General features: G+C 60.2%; 14 protein-coding genes and 1 pseudogene. 13 read left to right on the top strand and 2 right to left on the bottom strand.

Annotation, left to right across the window (positions count from 1 at the left end):
• The first annotated feature begins 63 nt into the window (after positions 1-63).
• The 5 genes from ACA057_RS08770 to ACA057_RS08750 all read left to right on the top strand — a co-directional run bounded on the left by ACA057_RS08770 (position 64) and on the right by ACA057_RS08750 (position 5,514).
• Complete coding sequence (locus ACA057_RS08770) at positions 64-567, top strand: ureidoglycolate lyase (RefSeq protein ID WP_497349841.1); 504 nt, start codon at positions 64-66, stop codon at positions 565-567.
• Positions 568-617: 50 nt separating this feature from the next.
• The gene (locus ACA057_RS08765) at positions 618-1,913 is read left to right on the top strand and encodes a urate hydroxylase PuuD (RefSeq protein WP_497347523.1); all 1,296 of its coding nucleotides are present in this window, start codon (positions 618-620) and stop codon (positions 1,911-1,913) included.
• 137 nt (positions 1,914-2,050) lie between these two features.
• A complete protein-coding gene (locus ACA057_RS08760) occupies positions 2,051-3,409 on the top strand; it encodes a nucleobase:cation symporter-2 family protein (protein ID WP_497347521.1) in 1,359 nt (452 codons plus the stop codon).
• A gap of 158 nt (positions 3,410-3,567) precedes the next feature.
• Positions 3,568-4,353 (top strand): outer membrane protein OmpK, encoded by a 786-nt coding sequence (locus ACA057_RS08755; protein WP_497347519.1) that lies wholly within the window; start codon positions 3,568-3,570, stop codon positions 4,351-4,353.
• Between the two features lie 375 nt (positions 4,354-4,728).
• Complete coding sequence (locus ACA057_RS08750; RefSeq protein ID WP_131062427.1) at positions 4,729-5,514, top strand: outer membrane protein OmpK; 786 nt, start codon at positions 4,729-4,731, stop codon at positions 5,512-5,514.
• A gap of 90 nt (positions 5,515-5,604) precedes the next feature.
• Here the strand turns inward: ACA057_RS08750 and ACA057_RS08745 are convergent, their stop codons facing one another.
• A complete protein-coding gene (locus ACA057_RS08745; RefSeq protein WP_497347517.1) occupies positions 5,605-6,777 on the bottom strand; it encodes a patatin-like phospholipase family protein in 1,173 nt (390 codons plus the stop codon).
• A gap of 35 nt (positions 6,778-6,812) precedes the next feature.
• Positions 6,813-7,745: a lipid A biosynthesis lauroyl acyltransferase gene (locus ACA057_RS08740; RefSeq protein ID WP_497347515.1), complete on the bottom strand. Its 933-nt coding sequence runs from the start codon at positions 7,743-7,745 to the stop codon at positions 6,813-6,815.
• 117 nt (positions 7,746-7,862) lie between these two features.
• On the opposite strand from ACA057_RS08740, the gene minC reads away from it, so the two are divergent.
• The 8 genes and pseudogenes from minC to ACA057_RS08700 all read left to right on the top strand — a co-directional run bounded on the left by minC (position 7,863) and on the right by ACA057_RS08700 (position 16,172).
• Complete coding sequence (minC, locus tag ACA057_RS08735; RefSeq protein ID WP_401358137.1) at positions 7,863-8,600, top strand: septum site-determining protein MinC; 738 nt, start codon at positions 7,863-7,865, stop codon at positions 8,598-8,600.
• Positions 8,601-8,801: 201 nt separating this feature from the next.
• A complete protein-coding gene (gene minD, locus ACA057_RS08730; RefSeq protein ID WP_059404701.1) occupies positions 8,802-9,614 on the top strand; it encodes a septum site-determining protein MinD in 813 nt (270 codons plus the stop codon).
• On the top strand, positions 9,614-9,868 hold the full coding sequence (minE, locus tag ACA057_RS08725; protein WP_007944431.1) for a cell division topological specificity factor MinE: 255 nt from the start codon (positions 9,614-9,616) through the stop codon (positions 9,866-9,868). The genes minD and minE overlap by 1 nt, the downstream gene beginning before the upstream one ends.
• A gap of 180 nt (positions 9,869-10,048) precedes the next feature.
• Complete coding sequence (locus tag ACA057_RS08720) at positions 10,049-10,684, top strand: RluA family pseudouridine synthase (protein WP_497347512.1); 636 nt, start codon at positions 10,049-10,051, stop codon at positions 10,682-10,684.
• A gap of 190 nt (positions 10,685-10,874) precedes the next feature.
• On the top strand, positions 10,875-12,164 hold the full coding sequence (locus ACA057_RS08715) for a M18 family aminopeptidase (protein WP_059404703.1): 1,290 nt from the start codon (positions 10,875-10,877) through the stop codon (positions 12,162-12,164).
• 195 nt (positions 12,165-12,359) lie between these two features.
• The gene (locus tag ACA057_RS08710) at positions 12,360-12,536 is read left to right on the top strand and encodes a hypothetical protein (protein WP_497347510.1); all 177 of its coding nucleotides are present in this window, start codon (positions 12,360-12,362) and stop codon (positions 12,534-12,536) included.
• 78 nt (positions 12,537-12,614) lie between these two features.
• Positions 12,615-14,769: pseudogene (locus ACA057_RS08705) on the top strand (mechanosensitive ion channel domain-containing protein).
• Positions 14,770-14,834: 65 nt separating this feature from the next.
• The gene (locus ACA057_RS08700) at positions 14,835-16,172 is read left to right on the top strand and encodes an amidohydrolase (protein WP_497347508.1); all 1,338 of its coding nucleotides are present in this window, start codon (positions 14,835-14,837) and stop codon (positions 16,170-16,172) included.
• The last annotated feature ends 255 nt before the right edge of the window (positions 16,173-16,427 follow it).

Here is a 16,427-nt window from a genome sequence, read left to right as displayed (position 1 = left end):
GTGGGAGCTGGCCTGCCAGCGATAGCAATCGAACCAACAACACAGAATTCGGATAAAAACAGCATGCGCACACTGACGATTGAACCGCTGACCAAAGCAGCCTTCGCCCCTTTCGGTGACGTGATTGAAACCGACGGCAGCGATCACTTCATGATCAACAACGGTTCGACCATGCGCTTTCATAAACTGGCGACGGTGGAAACCGCCACGCCAGAAGACCACGCGATCATCAGCATCTTCCGCGCCGACGCGCAGGACATGCCGCTGACCGTGAGCATGCTGGAGCGTCACCCGCTGGGCAGCCAGGCGTTCATTCCGCTGCTCGGCAACCCCTTTCTGATCGTGGTCGCGCCACTTGGCGATGAACCTGTATCAGGCTTGGTCCGCGCCTTCGTCACCAACGGCAGGCAGGGCATTAATTACCATCGCGGCGTTTGGCACCATCCGGTGCTGACGATCGAAAAGCGGGATGACTTCCTGGTGGTTGATCGCAGTGGCACAGGCAATAACTGCGATGAGCATTTTTTCAAAGAGGATGAGCGTTTGATCCTTGCCCCCCACCAATAAGAGAAGGTCTGATCACTCGACAACAGAGTGACAGGCGAGAGGTAAAGACTGTGGAAGCACATCTGTTGGAATGGCTGAACCTGAGCGTGCGCTGGGTTCATATGATTACTGGTGTGGCCTGGATCGGCGCATCGTTCTACTTCGTCTGGCTGGAAAACAACCTCAATCGGGTCAACCCGAAAAGTGGCTTGGCCGGTGATTTGTGGGCGATCCACGGCGGCGGTATCTACCACCTGGAAAAATACAAGCTGGCCCCACCGACCATGCCGGACAACCTGCACTGGTTCAAATGGGAAGCCTATTTCACCTGGCTGTCGGGGGTCGCGCTGCTGTGCGTAGTGTTCTACTCCAACCCGACGCTGTACCTGCTGGCACCGGGCAGCAGCCTGACCGGCCCTGAAGGGGTTGCCCTGGGCATCGCCTCGTTGTTCGTCGGCTGGTTCGTCTACTCCTTCCTCTGCGACTCGGCCCTGGGCAAACGCCCTGCCCTGCTCGGCTTCATCCTGTTCGTGCTGATCATCGGCGCCGCCTACGGCTTCAGCAAAGTGTTCAGCGGTCGCGGTGCTTACCTGCACGTCGGCGCGATCATCGGCACCATCATGGTCGGCAACGTGTTCCGCATCATCATGCCGGCGCAGCGCGCACTGGTGGCGGCGATTGCCGAAAACCGCACGCCCGATCCGGCACTGCCGGCCAAAGGCTTGCTGCGTTCGCGTCACAACAACTACTTCACCTTGCCGGTGCTGTTCATCATGATCAGCAACCACTTCCCGAGCACCTACGGCAGCCAATACAACTGGCTGATCCTGGCCGGGATTGCGGTGCTGGCGGTGTTGGTGCGTCACTACTTCAATACCCGTCACGACAGCCACAAGTTCGCCTGGACCCTGCCCGTCGCGGCAGTGGGCATGATCTGCCTGGCTTACGTGACCGGCCCGGCGCAGATGCCTAGCGCACCTGAAGTGGCGAAGGCGCCTGGCACCATCGAGTACCAGCCGCTGCCGGAAACGGCTTTGGGTGGTGGCGCCAAACCTGCCGTCGCAAAACCTGCTGAAGCTGCACCGGTCCAGGCTTCGAACGCCGGTCCGAGTTTCGACAAGGTACACAGCGTGATCCAGGAACGTTGCTCGGTCTGCCACTCGGCCAAACCGACCAGTCCGTTGTTCAGCGCTGCCCCGGCCGGGGTGATGTTCGACACCCCCGAGCAGATCCGCCAGAACGCGGCGCGCATCCAGGCGCAGGCCGTCACCAGCCAGATCATGCCACTGGGTAACATCACTCAGATGACCCAGCAGGAACGTGACCTGATCGGCGCGTGGATTGTTCAGGGTGCTCCGACCAATTAACCGTTAAAAGCTTCGCGGGCAAGCCTCGCTCCTACAGGGTTCACACTGATCCGTAGGAGCGAGGCTTGCCCGCGAACGGCCGCGACGCGGTCTCCCTGATGCAAAAATCACAAGAATAAAAAGATCCGAGGTGTTGCATGTCCGAGCTATCCGAAGCGCGCATCCCCGACGCACCCGCAATTCAACGCTTGCCCCTTTTGCAGCTGATCCTGGTGGGATTGCAACACGTTCTGCTGATGTACGGCGGAGCCATCGCGGTGCCGCTGATCATCGGACAGGCCGCCGGCCTGAGTCGTGAAGAAATCGCCTTCCTGATCAACGCCGACCTGCTGGTGGCCGGGATCGCCACCATCGTGCAATCGATGGGCATCGGCCCCATGGGCATTCGCATGCCGGTGATGATGGGCGCCAGTTTCGCTGCGGTCGGCAGCATGGTCGCGATGGCCGGCATGCCGGGCATCGGCCTGCAAGGGATCTTCGGCGCGACCATCGCCGCCGGGTTCTTCGGCATGATCATCGCGCCGTTCATGTCCAAAGTCGTGCGCTTCTTCCCGCCGCTGGTGACCGGCACAGTGATCACCTCGATCGGTTTATCGCTGTTCCCCGTGGCCGTGAACTGGGCCGGCGGCGGTGCCGGCGCGACTCAATTCGGTTCACCGATTTACCTGGCCATCGCCGCGCTGGTGCTGGCCACCATTCTGCTGGTCCATCGTTTCATGCGCGGCTTCTGGGTCAACATTTCGGTGCTGATCGGCATGTGCCTGGGCTACGTCATTTGCGGCCTGATCGGCATGGTCGACCTCAGCGGCATTGCGCAGGCGCCCTGGCTGCAAATCGTCACCCCGCTGCATTTCGGCATGCCGAAGTTCGAACTGGCACCGATTCTGTCGATGTGCCTGGTGGTGGTGATTATCTTCGTCGAGTCCACCGGGATGTTCCTCGCACTGGGCAAGATCACCGGTCAGGACGTCTGCCCACGCATGCTGCGGCGCGGCTTGCTGTGTGATGCCGGTGCTTCGTTCTTTGCCGGTTTCTTCAACACCTTCACCCACTCCTCGTTCGCCCAGAACATCGGCCTGGTGCAGATGACCGGCGTGCGCTGCCGCTCAGTGACCATCGTCGCCGGCGGCTTGCTGGTGGTGTTGAGCCTGCTGCCGAAAGCGGCGTTCCTGGTGGCTTCGATTCCGCCAGCGGTATTGGGCGGCGCGGCGATTGCGATGTTCGGCATGGTCGCCGCCACCGGGATCAAGATTCTCCAGGAAGCCGACATCGGTGACCGTCGCAACCAGTTGCTGGTGGCGGTAAGCATCGGCATGGGCTTGATCCCGGTGGTGCGGCCTGAATTTTTCGCGCATCTGCCGCTGTGGATGAGCCCGATCACCCACAGCGGAATCGCCATGGCCACGTTGAGTGCGCTGTCGTTGAACCTCCTGTTCAACATTCTCGGTGGCCGCGAACGCGCCGCCATCAACGACTGCCACGCCCACCCGCACTGATCCACCAACGCCACAAGCCCCCTGTGGGAGCGAGCCTGCTCGCGATAGCGATATCACATTCAACATCAATGTTGACTGAACCGACGCCATCGCGAGCAGGCTCGACCCCCAGGTGGAACACCTGCGCCTTGAAAAATAAAAACAAGAGGGAGCAACAGATGATTCGGACACAGACAAACATGCTGTTGGGCGGTGGCCTGTTGGCCGCGAGCCAAGCCATGGCCGGCGATTTATTGCTGTGGCAGACCAACAGCCTGAGCTATCTGTATGGCAAGGACTTCGCGGTCAATCCGTCGATCCAGCAAACGGTGACGTTCGAGCACGCCGACCGCTGGAAGTACGGCGACAACTTCCTGTTCGTCGACAGCACCTACTACAACGGCGAGAAAGACCGGAACAAAGGCGTTCACGCCTATTACGGCGAGTTCAGTCCGCGCCTCTCCTTTGGCAAAATCCTCGACCACCGTTTCGAATTCGGCCCGATCAAGGACGTGTTGCTGGCCATGACCTACGAGAACGGCGAAGACGACACCGAGGCCTATCTGATCGGCCCCGGTTTCGACCTCGCGGTACCCGGCTTCAATTTTTTCACCTTGAATTTCTACTATCGCCAGACCGAAGGCTCGCGCCCCGGCGACGATGTCTGGCAGATCACGCCGGCCTGGTCCTACACCCTGCCCTTGGGCAACTCGAGCCTGTTGATCGACGGCTATATCGACTGGGTCGTGGATAACGACCAGAACTCGAACGGCACGTACCACGCCAACCTGCACTTCAACCCGCAGATCAAATATGACCTGGGCAAGGCCTTGGGCTGGCGGGAGAAACAGGTGTACGTCGGCGTCGAATACAGCTACTGGAAAGACAAATACGGCATCGAAAACAACGCCAACTTCGACACCAATGAGAACACCACCAGCCTGCTGGTGAAGGTGCATTTCTAGATGATCCGCAACCGTGCCCCAGACCTGCCGTCGGTGCGCTGTTGCGGGGCACTTGAGACCTGGCCAAGGAGTCAGTATTCTCCGCGGCCGCCAGAATCCGCTTTAAAAAAAAGCCCGGATTTAATTCCTGACCAGAAAGCCAACTTATCCCGGCCCTGGACGGTACCAAGGCACTCCAAAACCTCCCTCAATCGACTGCTTTCGAGCAGCCGAGCGGGAGTTTTTTTGTTTTTTGAAAGCCTTGGCGCAGCTCTTGCTAACAGCACTGAAGCTGACCGATTGGATGATTTTTTACCGCTACAGAAAAAGGCGCCACACCAGAGCGTCGACCTTAAAAAAATAACGTGGAACCACCTACTTTTTGGGAGCAACCGAATGAAACGTACGTGCACTAGCCTGATGCTGGCGGGATCACTGCTGGCCGGGGGCCAGGCCATGGCCGGCGACTTGCTGCAATGGCAGAACAACAGCCTGACTTATTTGTATGGCAAGGATTTCCAGGTCAACCCGCGCATTCAACAGACGGTGACCTTCGAACACGCCGATGGCTGGAAATACGGCGACAACTTCTTCTTCATCGACAAGATCTTCTACAACGGCAAGGAAGACGCCTTCGCCGGTGAGAACACCTACTACGGCGAATTCAGCCCGCGCCTGTCGTTCGGCAAAATCTTCGACCAGAAACTCGAATTCGGCCCGATCAAAGACGTGCTGCTGGCCATGACGTACGAGTTCGGTGAAGACGATACCGAGTCCTACCTGATCGGTCCTGGTTTCGACCTGGCCATCCCGGGCTTCGACTACTTCCAGCTGAACTTCTACAACCGTCACACCGAAGGCGACCGTCCGGGTGATGACATCTGGCAGATCACGCCGGTCTGGTCCTACACCATTCCGGTGGGCGATTCGAACATCCTGATCGACGGTTTCATGGACTGGGTGGTCGACAACGACGTCAACAAAAAAGGCGAATACCACGCCAACCTGCACTTCAATCCGCAGGTCAAATACGACCTGGGCAAGGCGCTGAACCTGGGCGAGAAGCAGTTGTACGTCGGCGTCGAGTATGACTACTGGAAAAACAAGTACGGCATCGAAGACAGCCAGGGCTTCAAGACCGATCAGAGCGTGACCAGCTTCCTGGTCAAGGTGCACTTCTGATTTAAAAAGCATCGCTAGCAGGCTAGCTCCCACAGGTGACCGCGTTTCAATGTGGGAGCTAGCCTGCTAGCGATAACCGCACCGCAAATCTCAAGCGCTGACCGCTGCCTCGGCAATCCCCAGAAACCGGCACAACTCCCCGCGCTTGGCCAACGCATCCCGCCGTCCCAAATCGATCAACTCGCTGCAATACCCCGCTTCGAACAGCAGATAACTCAGCACCCCCGCCCCGCTGGTCTTGGTCGCCCCAGGCCCACGCAAAAACAAACGCAACGCTGCCGGCAACTCCTGCCGATGCCGCGCCGCAATTTCATCGATCGGCTGACTCGGCGAAATCACCAACACCTCCACCGGCGCCACGCCAAGCGCACGGGTCGGCGTGCCGTCTGGCAGCAGATGGCTGAACTGGTTCAGACGCTGCAGCAACTCGATATCACTTTCCAGGCTGTCGATGAACGTACTGTTGAGCATGTGCCCACCGATCTGCGCCAAGGTCGGCTGCTGACCGGTGTAGGCGCGTTGCAGCGGTTGTTCCGGGTCGACGCCGCGCGGGTTGCCGCTGACGCCCACCACCAGCACGCGGCTGGCGCCCAGGTGCAGGGCCGGGCTGATCGGCGCCGATTGGCGTACCGCACCGTCGCCGAAATACTCTTCGCCGATTTTCACCGGGGCGAACAGCAGTGGAATGGCGGAACTGGCGAGCAAATGTTCGACGGACAATTGCGTCGGTACGCCAATCCGCCGATGGCGCAACCACGCATCGATGGTGCCGCCGCCCTGATAGAAGGTGACGGCCTGACCGGACTCATAACCAAACGCGGTGACCGCCACCGCCTGCAACTGCTTCTGCTCGATGGCGTCGGCAATGCCGGTCATGTGCAATTTGTCGTTGAGCAACCCGCGCAGCGGTGAGCTGTTGAGTAAGGCCACCGGCACCTGAGCGCCAATGCCGAGCAAGCTGTGGCTGACGAAGCGGCTGGCCTGATGGATCACGCCCGGCCAGTCACTGCGCAACACCAGATGGCTGCGAAAACCCTGCCAGAAGGTGGTCAGGCGCTCGATCGCGCCACGGAAGTCCAGCGCCCCACTGGCGAGGCTGACCGCGTTGATCGCCCCGGCCGAGGTGCCGACGATCACCGGAAACGGGTTGCTGGCGCCCACCGGCAACAGCTCGGCAATCGCCGCCAGCACGCCCACCTGATAGGCCGCCCGAGCCCCGCCACCGGAAAGAATCAAGCCTGTAACCGGTTCCGCAGGACTCATTGCAACACTCCATGGCGCTCAAGGGGATCGGTGATTCAACCGCGTTTTTTGTACAGCTTAGGCTCGCCCGGCGGACGGCTCTTGAAGCGGCGATGCGCCCAGAGGTATTGCTCCGGGCATTCGCGCAAGACGCCTTCGACCCACTGGTTGATGCGCAGGCAATCGGCCTCTTCGGATTCACCGGGGAAGTTGTCGAGCGGCGCATGAATCACCAGTCGATAGCCGCTGCCATCCGCCAGGCGCTCCTGGGTGAACGGCACCACCAGCGCCTTGCCCAGCCGCGCAAACTTGCTGGTGGCGGTGACGGTCGCGGCCTGAATCCCGAACAGCGGCACGAAGACACTTTGCTTGGCGCCGTAGTCCTGATCCGGGGCGTACCAGATTGCCCGGCCGGCCCGCAGCAGTTTAAGCATGCCGCGTACATCCTCACGCTCCACCGCCAGCGAATCGAGGTTGTGCCGCTCGCGGCCACTGCGCTGGACGTAATCGAACAGCGGGTTCTTGTGCTCGCGGTACATGCCGTCGATGGTGTGCTGCTGACCGAGCAACGCCGCGCCGATTTCCAGCGTGGTGAAATGCACAGCCATCAGGATCACGCCCTTGCCTTCGCGCTGGGCTTTTTTCAAATGCTCCAGGCCTTCGACATGCGCCAGTTTGGCCAAGCGCTCGCGCGACCACCACCAACTCATCGCCATCTCGAAAAACGCGATGCCGGTGGAGGCGAAGTTTTCCTTGAGCAGGCGCTTGCGCTCCGCCGCGGATTTTTCCGGGAAGCACAGCTCGAGATTGCGCTTGGCAATGCGCCGTCGGTCGCCGGCCACTCGATACATCAAGGCACCCAGAACGCGACCGACAAACAGCAACGCCGGATACGGCAACTGAACAATCAGCCACAACAGCCCCAAGCCACACCACAGCGGCCAGAAACGCGGAGAAAGAAATGCTGTTCGAAAACGCGGGCGATCCATTAAAGGTTCCGGAAAGACAATGGCCGCGCATTCTACATCGTTCGACCCGGCTTGCGGCCTGCGGGCGTTCTCGTTATAAGTCTCGGCACTTTTAGTGACAAGCCGTTGTATGCCGACATGAGCCAAACCGAACCGCTAGACCAAGATCCCGTGTTCCAGCTGAAGGGCAGCATGCTCGCCATTACGGTGCTGGAACTGGCCCGCAACGACCTCGAAAGCCTTGATCGGCAATTGGCCGCCAAGGTCGCCCAGGCGCCGAATTTTTTCAGCAACGCACCGCTGGTGCTGGCCCTGGACAAGCTTCCGGCCAGTGAAGGCGCCGTGGATTTGCCGGGCCTGATGCGCGTCTGCCGCCAGCATGGTCTGCGCACCCTGGCGATCCGTGCCAGCCGTATCGAAGACATTGCCGCCGCCATTGCCGTCGACCTGCCGGTGCTGCCGCCGTCCGGCGCCCGGGAACGCCAGCTGGACCTGCACGAAGGCGAGGTGAAGAAAAAACCGGAAAAACCACCGGAGCCGACCCTCAAACCGACCAAAATCATCACGTCGCCCGTACGGGGTGGCCAGCAGATTTATGCCCAGGGTTGCGATTTGGTGGTGATTTCGTCGGTCAGTCCGGGGGCGGAACTTCTCGCCGATGGGAACATCCATGTATACGGGCCGATGCGTGGTCGCGTGTTGGCCGGGGTCAAAGGCGACACGAAAGCCAGGATTTTCTGTCAGCAAATGAGCGCTGAACTGGTCTCCATCGCCGGTCATTACAAGGTGTCCGAAGATCTGCGCCGCGACCCTTTGTGGGGTTCGGGTGTACAGGTCAGCCTGTCGGGCGATGTGTTGAACATCATTCGGCTTTAACGGATACTGCCGCATTTTCCAAGCATCTCTAAAACGTAGCGAAAACGGCTCAAACGAAGTAGGAAAATGGCCAAAAACAGTGTTTACCGGGGGTAAACGCCGTTCAAGACCGGATTCCAGCCAAGGCTGTCCGACTGCAGTAGTTTTTCAAGAGATGTTTTTCAGGGGCTAAAAGTCCTTTTTCCTTAGGGGTGAAACACCTTGGCCAAGATTCTCGTGGTTACATCCGGCAAGGGTGGTGTGGGTAAGACCACCACCAGCGCCGCTATCGGTACCGGCCTCGCTCTGCGCGGTCACAAAACAGTTATCGTCGACTTCGACGTCGGTTTGCGTAACCTCGACCTGATCATGGGTTGCGAGCGTCGCGTGGTGTATGACTTCGTCAACGTGGTAAACGGCGAAGCCAACCTGCAGCAAGCCCTGATCAAAGACAAACGCCTGGAAAACCTCTACGTCCTGGCCGCCAGTCAGACCCGCGACAAAGACGCGCTGACCGTCGAAGGCGTAGAAAAAGTCCTGATGGCGTTGAAAGAAGACTTCGAATTCGTGGTCTGCGACTCTCCGGCCGGCATCGAGAAAGGCGCCCACCTGGCCATGTATTTCGCTGATGAAGCGATCATCGTGACTAACCCGGAAGTGTCCTCGGTACGTGACTCGGACCGCATGCTGGGCCTGTTGGCCAGCAAATCGCGCCGCGCCGAGAAGGGCGAAGAGCCGATCAAGGAACACTTGCTGCTGACCCGTTACAACCCGCAACGCGTCAGTGACGGCGAAATGCTCGGCGTCGAAGACGTAAAGGAAATTCTGGCCGTGACCCTGCTGGGTGTCATTCCGGAATCCCAAGCGGTACTCAAGGCTTCCAACTCCGGTGTGCCGGTGATTCTCGACGACCAGAGCGACGCCGGCCAGGCGTACAGCGATGCAGTCGACCGCCTGCTGGGTAAAACCGTGGAGCATCGTTTCCTCGATGTGACGAAGAAAGGCTTCTTCGAGCGCCTGTTTGGAGGTCGATAATGAACATTTTTGACTTCTTTCGTGCCAACAAGAAGCCAAGTACCGCCTCGGTTGCGAAAGAGCGTCTACAGATCATCGTGGCGCATGAACGCGGCCAACGCAGTACGCCGGACTACCTGCCAGCCTTGCAGAAGGAACTGGTCGAGGTGATCCGCAAGTACGTCAATATCGGGTCCGATGACGTGCACGTCGCTCTGGAAAACCAGGGCAGCTGCTCGATCCTGGAACTCAATATCACCCTGCCTGACCGCTAGTCGGTCAGACAGGAGCCACGGCGGCTCAGGCTCTCCCGCATCCGTGTAGGAGCGAAGCTTGCTCGCGAAGGTGTGTCAGCTACAGCGATGTCGACTGACACACCTTCGCGAGCAAGCTTCGCTCCTACACGGACGCTGGGGGCCTGAGCCGCCGTTGGCGTTTGTTACGAGGCTGTTTTAATGCCGTTGTCCAACATCCGCATCATCTATCAGGACGCCGCCGTACTGGTGGTGGATAAACCGACCCTGCTGCTCTCTGTCCCTGGCCGGGCCGATGACAACAAGGATTGCCTGATCACCCGCCTGCAAGAAAACGGCTACCCGGAAGCGCGAATCGTCCATCGACTGGACTGGGAAACCTCCGGCATCATTCTGTTGGCTCGTGACCCGGACACGCATCGCGAGCTGTCTCGGCAATTTCACGACCGCGAAACCGAAAAAGCCTACGCCGCCCTGTGCTGGGGTCAGCCGGAGCTGGACAGTGGCAGCATCGACTTGCCGCTGCGCTACGACCCGCCGACCAAGCCACGCCACGTGGTGGACCATGAATTCGGCAAACACGCCCTGACCTTCTGGCGGGTGCTGGAACGTTGTGGCGACTGGTGCCGCGTCGAACTGACGCCGATCACCGGCCGCTCCCATCAGTTGCGCGTGCACATGCTTTCCATCGGCCACCCGCTGCTGGGTGACGGGCTCTACGCCCATGAGCAAGCCCTGGCCGCCTGGCCACGCCTTTGCCTGCACGCGAGCATGCTCAGCTTCACCCATCCCCAGACCGGCGAGCGCCTGCGCTTCGAGTGCCCGGCACCGTTTTGAGCTGAAAAAACTGTGGGAGCGGGCTTGCCCGCGATGGCGGCGTGTCAGTCGGCATAATCGTGACTGATAGTCCGTATTCGCGGGCAAGCCCGCTCCCACAAGGATCTCCTTCAGATTCAATCCCAGCACCCCTGCCGCCAATTCTTCGGCCAATACGTTAAACTGGCGCCATTGCTGTCTGGAGCTACTTATGCGCGAAGAGTTGAACCAAGGCCTGATCGACTTCCTCAAGGCCTCCCCTACCCCATTCCATGCCACCGCCAGCCTGGTTCAGCGCCTGGAAGCGGCCGGCTTCCAACGCCTCGACGAACGCGAGCCGTGGACCACCGAAGCCAATGGCCGCTACTACGTCACCCGTAACGACTCTTCGATCGTCGCGATCAAGATGGGCCGCCATTCACCGCTGCACAGCGGCATTCGCCTGGTTGGCGCCCATACCGACAGCCCCTGCCTGCGGGTCAAGCCCCAGCCGGAACTGCAACGCCAGGGTTTCTGGCAGTTGGGTGTCGAAGTGTATGGCGGCGCGTTGCTGGCACCGTGGTTTGACCGCGACCTGTCCCTGGCCGGCCGCGTGACCTTCCGTCGTGACGGCAAGGTTGAAAGCCAGCTGATCGATTTCAAGGCGCCGATCGCCACCATCCCCAACCTGGCGATTCACCTCAACCGCGAAGCCAACCTGGGTTGGGCGATCAACGCCCAGACCGAACTGCCGCCGATCCTCGCGCAATTTGCCGGTGACGAGCGCGTGGATTTCCGCGCCGTGCTCACCGACCAACTGGCCCGCGAACACGGCTTGAACGCCGACGTGGTGCTCGATTACGAGCTGAGTTTCTACGACACCCAAAGCGCCGCGATCATCGGCCTGCATGGCGACTTCATCGCGGGCGCGCGCCTGGACAACCTGTTGTCGTGCTACGCCGGGCTGCAAGCCTTGCTGACAGCCGAAACCGACGAAACCTGCGTGTTGGTGTGCAACGACCACGAAGAAGTCGGTTCCTGCTCGGCCTGCGGTGCCGATGGCCCGATGCTCGAGCAAACCCTGCGTCGCCTGCTGCCCGAAGGTGATGAGTTCGTACGGACCATCCAGAAATCCCTGCTGGTCTCGGCCGACAACGCCCACGGCGTGCACCCGAACTACGCCGACAAGCACGACGCCAACCACGGCCCGAAACTCAACGCCGGCCCGGTGATCAAGGTCAACAGCAACCAGCGCTACGCCACCAACAGTGAAACCGCCGGGTTCTTCCGCCATCTGTGCATGGCTGAAGAAGTGCCGGTGCAGAGTTTCGTGGTGCGCAGCGACATGGGCTGCGGCTCGACCATCGGCCCGATCACCGCCAGCCACCTGGGCGTGCGCACCGTGGACATCGGCCTGCCGACGTTCGCCATGCACTCGATCCGCGAGCTGTGCGGCAGCCATGACCTGGCACACCTGGTCAAAGTGCTGAACGCGTTTTACGCCTGCCGCGAGTTGCCGTAACCCCCAAAAACATCGCGGGCAAGCCCGCTCCCACAGGTTAATGCGAAACCCTGTGGGAGCGGGCTTGCCCGCGATGGCGTCAAGTTAAACAATGCAAATTTCATGATCACAGTGATTCATTTCTAATACACCTCACCACCTGTCGCCCAAAAGCCACCTAGACTTCAATTACTCCTTTCGACAAGGCAGTCGCTCATGATCTCTCTATCCTCCTTTCACGCCATGCTGATCCCGATTCTCGCCGGGATGATCATGCTGGCCATCGGCTTCAACTTTCGCGACAAAAACGCCGGTGTGTTCGCGATGTGGATCGGCATGCTGACGATCCTCGCCACCGTGGTTTTCAAGATCCTCGCCAAACTCAACGAATAAATCCTCGCCCCTGGCTCGCATTGATTTTGACGGGCTCGTACACTCGGTCGATCCGCTCATCCGAAGGTTGACCGCCTAGTGTTCGCTCGTCTCTTTGCCCTGCCGTGTTTCTTCCTTGTCTGCCTCATGACGCTGCTGCCGATGGCGCCTGCCCAGGCGGTCAGTTTGCCGGGCCTGCTCAACAGCCCTGCGAAACCCCAGCCAGAAGCACAAGAACCGCTGGGGCAATCCCTGGACGAAGTGATCAAGTCGCTGGAAAACGATCAGCAACGGAGCAAGTTGCTGGCGGATTTGAAGAAGCTGCGCGACGCCACCAAAAAGGCTCAACCCGCCACCGAGCAAGGTGTGCTGGGCCTGATTGGCGGAACCCTGGCCAATTTCGAAAAGCAGTTTTCCGGAGCGGACAGCCCGGTCACTCGCTGGTCCGAAGAGTTTGATCTGGCCAAGGATGAACTGGCCGCACTGGTGTTGCCGGCCAACGAATGGCTGCCGATCATCTTTGGCTTTGCCATGATCCTGATGGTCTGGAGCCTGCTGGCGGCGGCGTTGATCTGGATTAGCCACCGGGTGCGGATGCGCTTTGGCCTGACCGAAGAACTGCCGCAACACCCCAAAGCCCTGGACATGCTGCGCTTCGCCCTGCGCAAACTCGGGCCGTGGCTGATTGCCTTGGTGATCACGGTGTACATGAGCTACGCGCTGCCCTCGTCACTGGGCAAAAGCCTGGCCATGGTGCTGGCCTATGCGCTGGTGGTCGGCACCTGCTTTTCGGCGATCTGCGTGATCGCCTTTTCCGTGCTCGACGGTCCGCACCGTCATCGCGCCTTGTACATCCTGCGGCACCAGGCCTTTCGCCCGTTGTGGCTGATCGGCAGTTTCGCCGCTTTCGGTGAAGCCCTGAGCGATCCACGACTGGTCACCAGCCTCGGCACTCACCTGGCGCACACCGCCGCGACCGTGGCCAATGTCCTGGCCGCATTGTCCACGGGGTTGTTCATCCTGCGGTTCCGCCGACCCATCGCGCACTTGATCCGCAATCAGCCGCTGTCCCGGCGCCTGACTCGCCGGGCGCTCAGCGACACCATCGAAATTCTCGGGACTTTCTGGTACATACCGGCGCTGGTGCTGGTGGCCATTTCGCTGTTCGCCACGTTCATTTCCGCTGGCGACACCAGCACCGCATTGCGCCAGTCGCTGATTTGCACGGTGTTGGTGGTGTTGTGCATGGTCATCAATGGGCTGGTGCGTCGCCACGCCCTTAAACCGCAACGCAGCGTGAAACGCCATGCGCTGTATTCGGATCGCCTGAAAAGCTTCTTCTACACCCTGGCTCATTTGCTGGTGTGGCTGGTGTTCATCGAGCTCGGCCTGCGGGTATGGGGCATGTCATTGATCACCTTCACCGAAGGCGAAGGCCACGAAGTCAGCGTCAAACTCTTCAGCCTCGCCGGCACGCTGATTTTCGCCTGGCTGATCTGGATCCTCAGCGACACCGCCGTGCACCACGCCCTCACCCTCGCGCAAAGGCCTGGCCAACGCCCGCGCCCAGACGATGATGCCGCTGATCCGCAACGTGCTGTTCGTGGCCATTTTCATCATCGCGCTGATCGTCGCCCTGGCGAACATGGGCATGAACGTCACGCCACTGCTGGCGGGTGCCGGCGTGATCGGCCTGGCCATCGGTTTCGGTGCGCAATCGCTGGTCGCCGACCTGATCACCGGATTGTTCATCATCATCGAAGACTCGCTGGCCATCGACGACTACGTGGACGTGGGCGGTCACCTCGGCACCGTCGAAGGGCTGACCATTCGCACCGTGCGCCTGCGGGACATCGACGGCATCGTCCACACCATTCCGTTCAGCGAAATCAAAAGCATCAAGAACTACTCACGGGAATTCGGCTATGCGATTTTCCGCGTGGCGATCCCGGCCAGCATGGACATCGACAACGCCATCAAATTGATGCGCGAAGTCGGCCAGAAAATGCGCACCGATCCGCTGCAACGGCGCAATATCTGGTCGCCGCTGGAGATCCAGGGTGTAGAGAGTTTCGAGTCCGGCAACGCGATTCTTCGCGCCCGCTTCAAGACTGCGCCGATCAAGCAGTGGGAAGTGTCCCGAGCGTTCAACCTGTCGCTCAAGCGCCATTTGGATGAAGCCGGGATGGACCTGGCCATGCCACGCATGAGCGTGCAAGTGATTACGGCTGGCGGTGGACCGCAGAAGGAATAGCACGCTCGGCAGATACCTCGGTCACAGGCACTGAAGCCCGATAACAATCGTCATGGAGAACCCCGATGCAACTGACCCGCATTGCACAGGCTTGCCTGCTCACCCTGTTCGGCACGCTGGCCTCTTACGCCAGCGCCGACACTCTGCAAGATGCCCGCACGCGCATCGCCGATCAAGCCACCGCGCTTGAGCCGGAACTGCTGGAAACGCGCCGCGATATTCATGCCCATCCTGAACTGGGCAACACCGAAAAACGCACGGCCGAACTGGTCGCCAAACAGCTGCGGGCCATGGGCCTGGAAGTGAAAACCGGGGTCGCCCGCACGGGCGTGGTCGCGGTACTAAAAGGCGCCCGGCCCGGCCCGACCGTGGCCCTGCGTGCCGACATGGATGCGCTGCCGGTCAAGGAAGTCTCGGACTTGCCTTTTGCTTCGAAAGCCAAGGGCACGTACCTGGACAAAGAAGTCGACGTGATGCACGCCTGCGGCCACGACGCCCACACCGCCATCCTGCTCAGCACAGCGAAAATCCTGAGCGGCATGCGCGACACCTTGCCCGGCACGGTGGTGTTCTACTTCCAGCCCGCCGAAGAAGGCCCAAGCGACTTCATCCCCGATGGAAAAAACACCTGGGGGGCGAAAATGATGATTCAGGAAGGTGTGATGAAATCGCCGAAACCGGACGCGGTGTTTGGCCTGCACGTCTGGGCCGGCGTCCCCGCCGGCCAGATCGCCTACCGCCCCGGCCCGACCCTGGCCAGCTCCGACGACCTGCGAATCAAAATCCTCGGCAAACAAACCCACGCCGGCCGACCCTGGGACGGCATCGACCCGATCACCGTCGGCGCGCAAACCATCGTCGGCCTGCAAACCGTGGTCAGCCGCCGCACCGACATCTCGTCCTATCCCTCGGTGGTCAGCATCGGCACCATCAACGGCGGCACCCGCTATAACATCATTCCCGAGTCCGTGGACATGACCGGCACCATCCGCTCCTACGACTACGGCATCCGCCAGAAACTGCATGCCGACGTCCGCCAGACCGTGGAAAAAATCGCCGAGAGCGGCGGCGCAAAAGCCGAAGTCACCATCATCGAAAAATACGACCCGACCATTAACAACCCGGCACTGACCGAGAAAATGTTGCCGACATTACGCTGGGCGGCGAAAGACGATGTGGTGCAAGGACCGTTGGTGGGGGGCGCGGAGGATTTCTCTTTCTATGCCAAGGAAGCACCGGGGTTGTTCGTATTTCTCGGGGTAACGCCGCGGGACCAGGACATGAGCAAGGCTGCGCCGAATCATAATCCGGGGTTCTTTGTGGATGAATCGGCGTTGGTGGTCGGGGTGCGGACGTTGGCTTCTTTGGCGACCGATTATCTGTATGCCAATGCGAAGCCTTGAGTGAGGTAGGTTCATACAGAAACCCGTGCGCCTGCGAGGGATGGGTCGGATCGAAGACCGTCATCGCGAGCAGGCTCGCTCCCACAGTTGGATCCGGTGCGCCCGCGAGAGATTTGCCGGTTCGAATGACGCCATCGCAGGCAAGCCAGCTCCCACATTTGGACTATGTTCATCTGTGAGGGACTGGTCGGCTACTAGGCCGCCTTCGCGGGCAAGCCTCGCGCCTACAGAAAATCAAAAGCAGAGCGACGTACC

This window comes from Pseudomonas sp. LBUM1661 (genome assembly GCF_059695925.1).
Note: the sequence above shows the minus strand (reverse complement) of the source record. Positions and strands in the feature narration are given on the sequence as shown.

What these genes read in the sequence shown, in the direction of transcription:
- ACA057_RS08760 (WP_497347521.1), top strand. Translation starts at nt 2,051, where the DNA reads ATGTCCGAGCTATCCGAAGCGCGCATCCCCGACGCACCCGCAATTCAA.
- minE (WP_007944431.1), top strand. Translation starts at nt 9,614, where the DNA reads ATGAACATTTTTGACTTCTTTCGTGCCAACAAGAAGCCAAGTACCGCC.
- ACA057_RS08720 (WP_497347512.1), top strand. Translation starts at nt 10,049, where the DNA reads ATGCCGTTGTCCAACATCCGCATCATCTATCAGGACGCCGCCGTACTG.
- ACA057_RS08740 (WP_497347515.1), bottom strand. Translation starts at nt 7,745, where the DNA reads ATGGATCGCCCGCGTTTTCGAACAGCATTTCTTTCTCCGCGTTTCTGG.
- ACA057_RS08710 (WP_497347510.1), top strand. Translation starts at nt 12,360, where the DNA reads ATGATCTCTCTATCCTCCTTTCACGCCATGCTGATCCCGATTCTCGCC.
- ACA057_RS08750 (WP_131062427.1), top strand. Translation starts at nt 4,729, where the DNA reads ATGAAACGTACGTGCACTAGCCTGATGCTGGCGGGATCACTGCTGGCC.
- ACA057_RS08700 (WP_497347508.1), top strand. Translation starts at nt 14,835, where the DNA reads ATGCAACTGACCCGCATTGCACAGGCTTGCCTGCTCACCCTGTTCGGC.
- ACA057_RS08770 (WP_497349841.1), top strand. Translation starts at nt 64, where the DNA reads ATGCGCACACTGACGATTGAACCGCTGACCAAAGCAGCCTTCGCCCCT.
- ACA057_RS08745 (WP_497347517.1), bottom strand. Translation starts at nt 6,777, where the DNA reads ATGAGTCCTGCGGAACCGGTTACAGGCTTGATTCTTTCCGGTGGCGGG.
- ACA057_RS08755 (WP_497347519.1), top strand. Translation starts at nt 3,568, where the DNA reads ATGATTCGGACACAGACAAACATGCTGTTGGGCGGTGGCCTGTTGGCC.
- minC (WP_401358137.1), top strand. Translation starts at nt 7,863, where the DNA reads ATGAGCCAAACCGAACCGCTAGACCAAGATCCCGTGTTCCAGCTGAAG.
- ACA057_RS08715 (WP_059404703.1), top strand. Translation starts at nt 10,875, where the DNA reads ATGCGCGAAGAGTTGAACCAAGGCCTGATCGACTTCCTCAAGGCCTCC.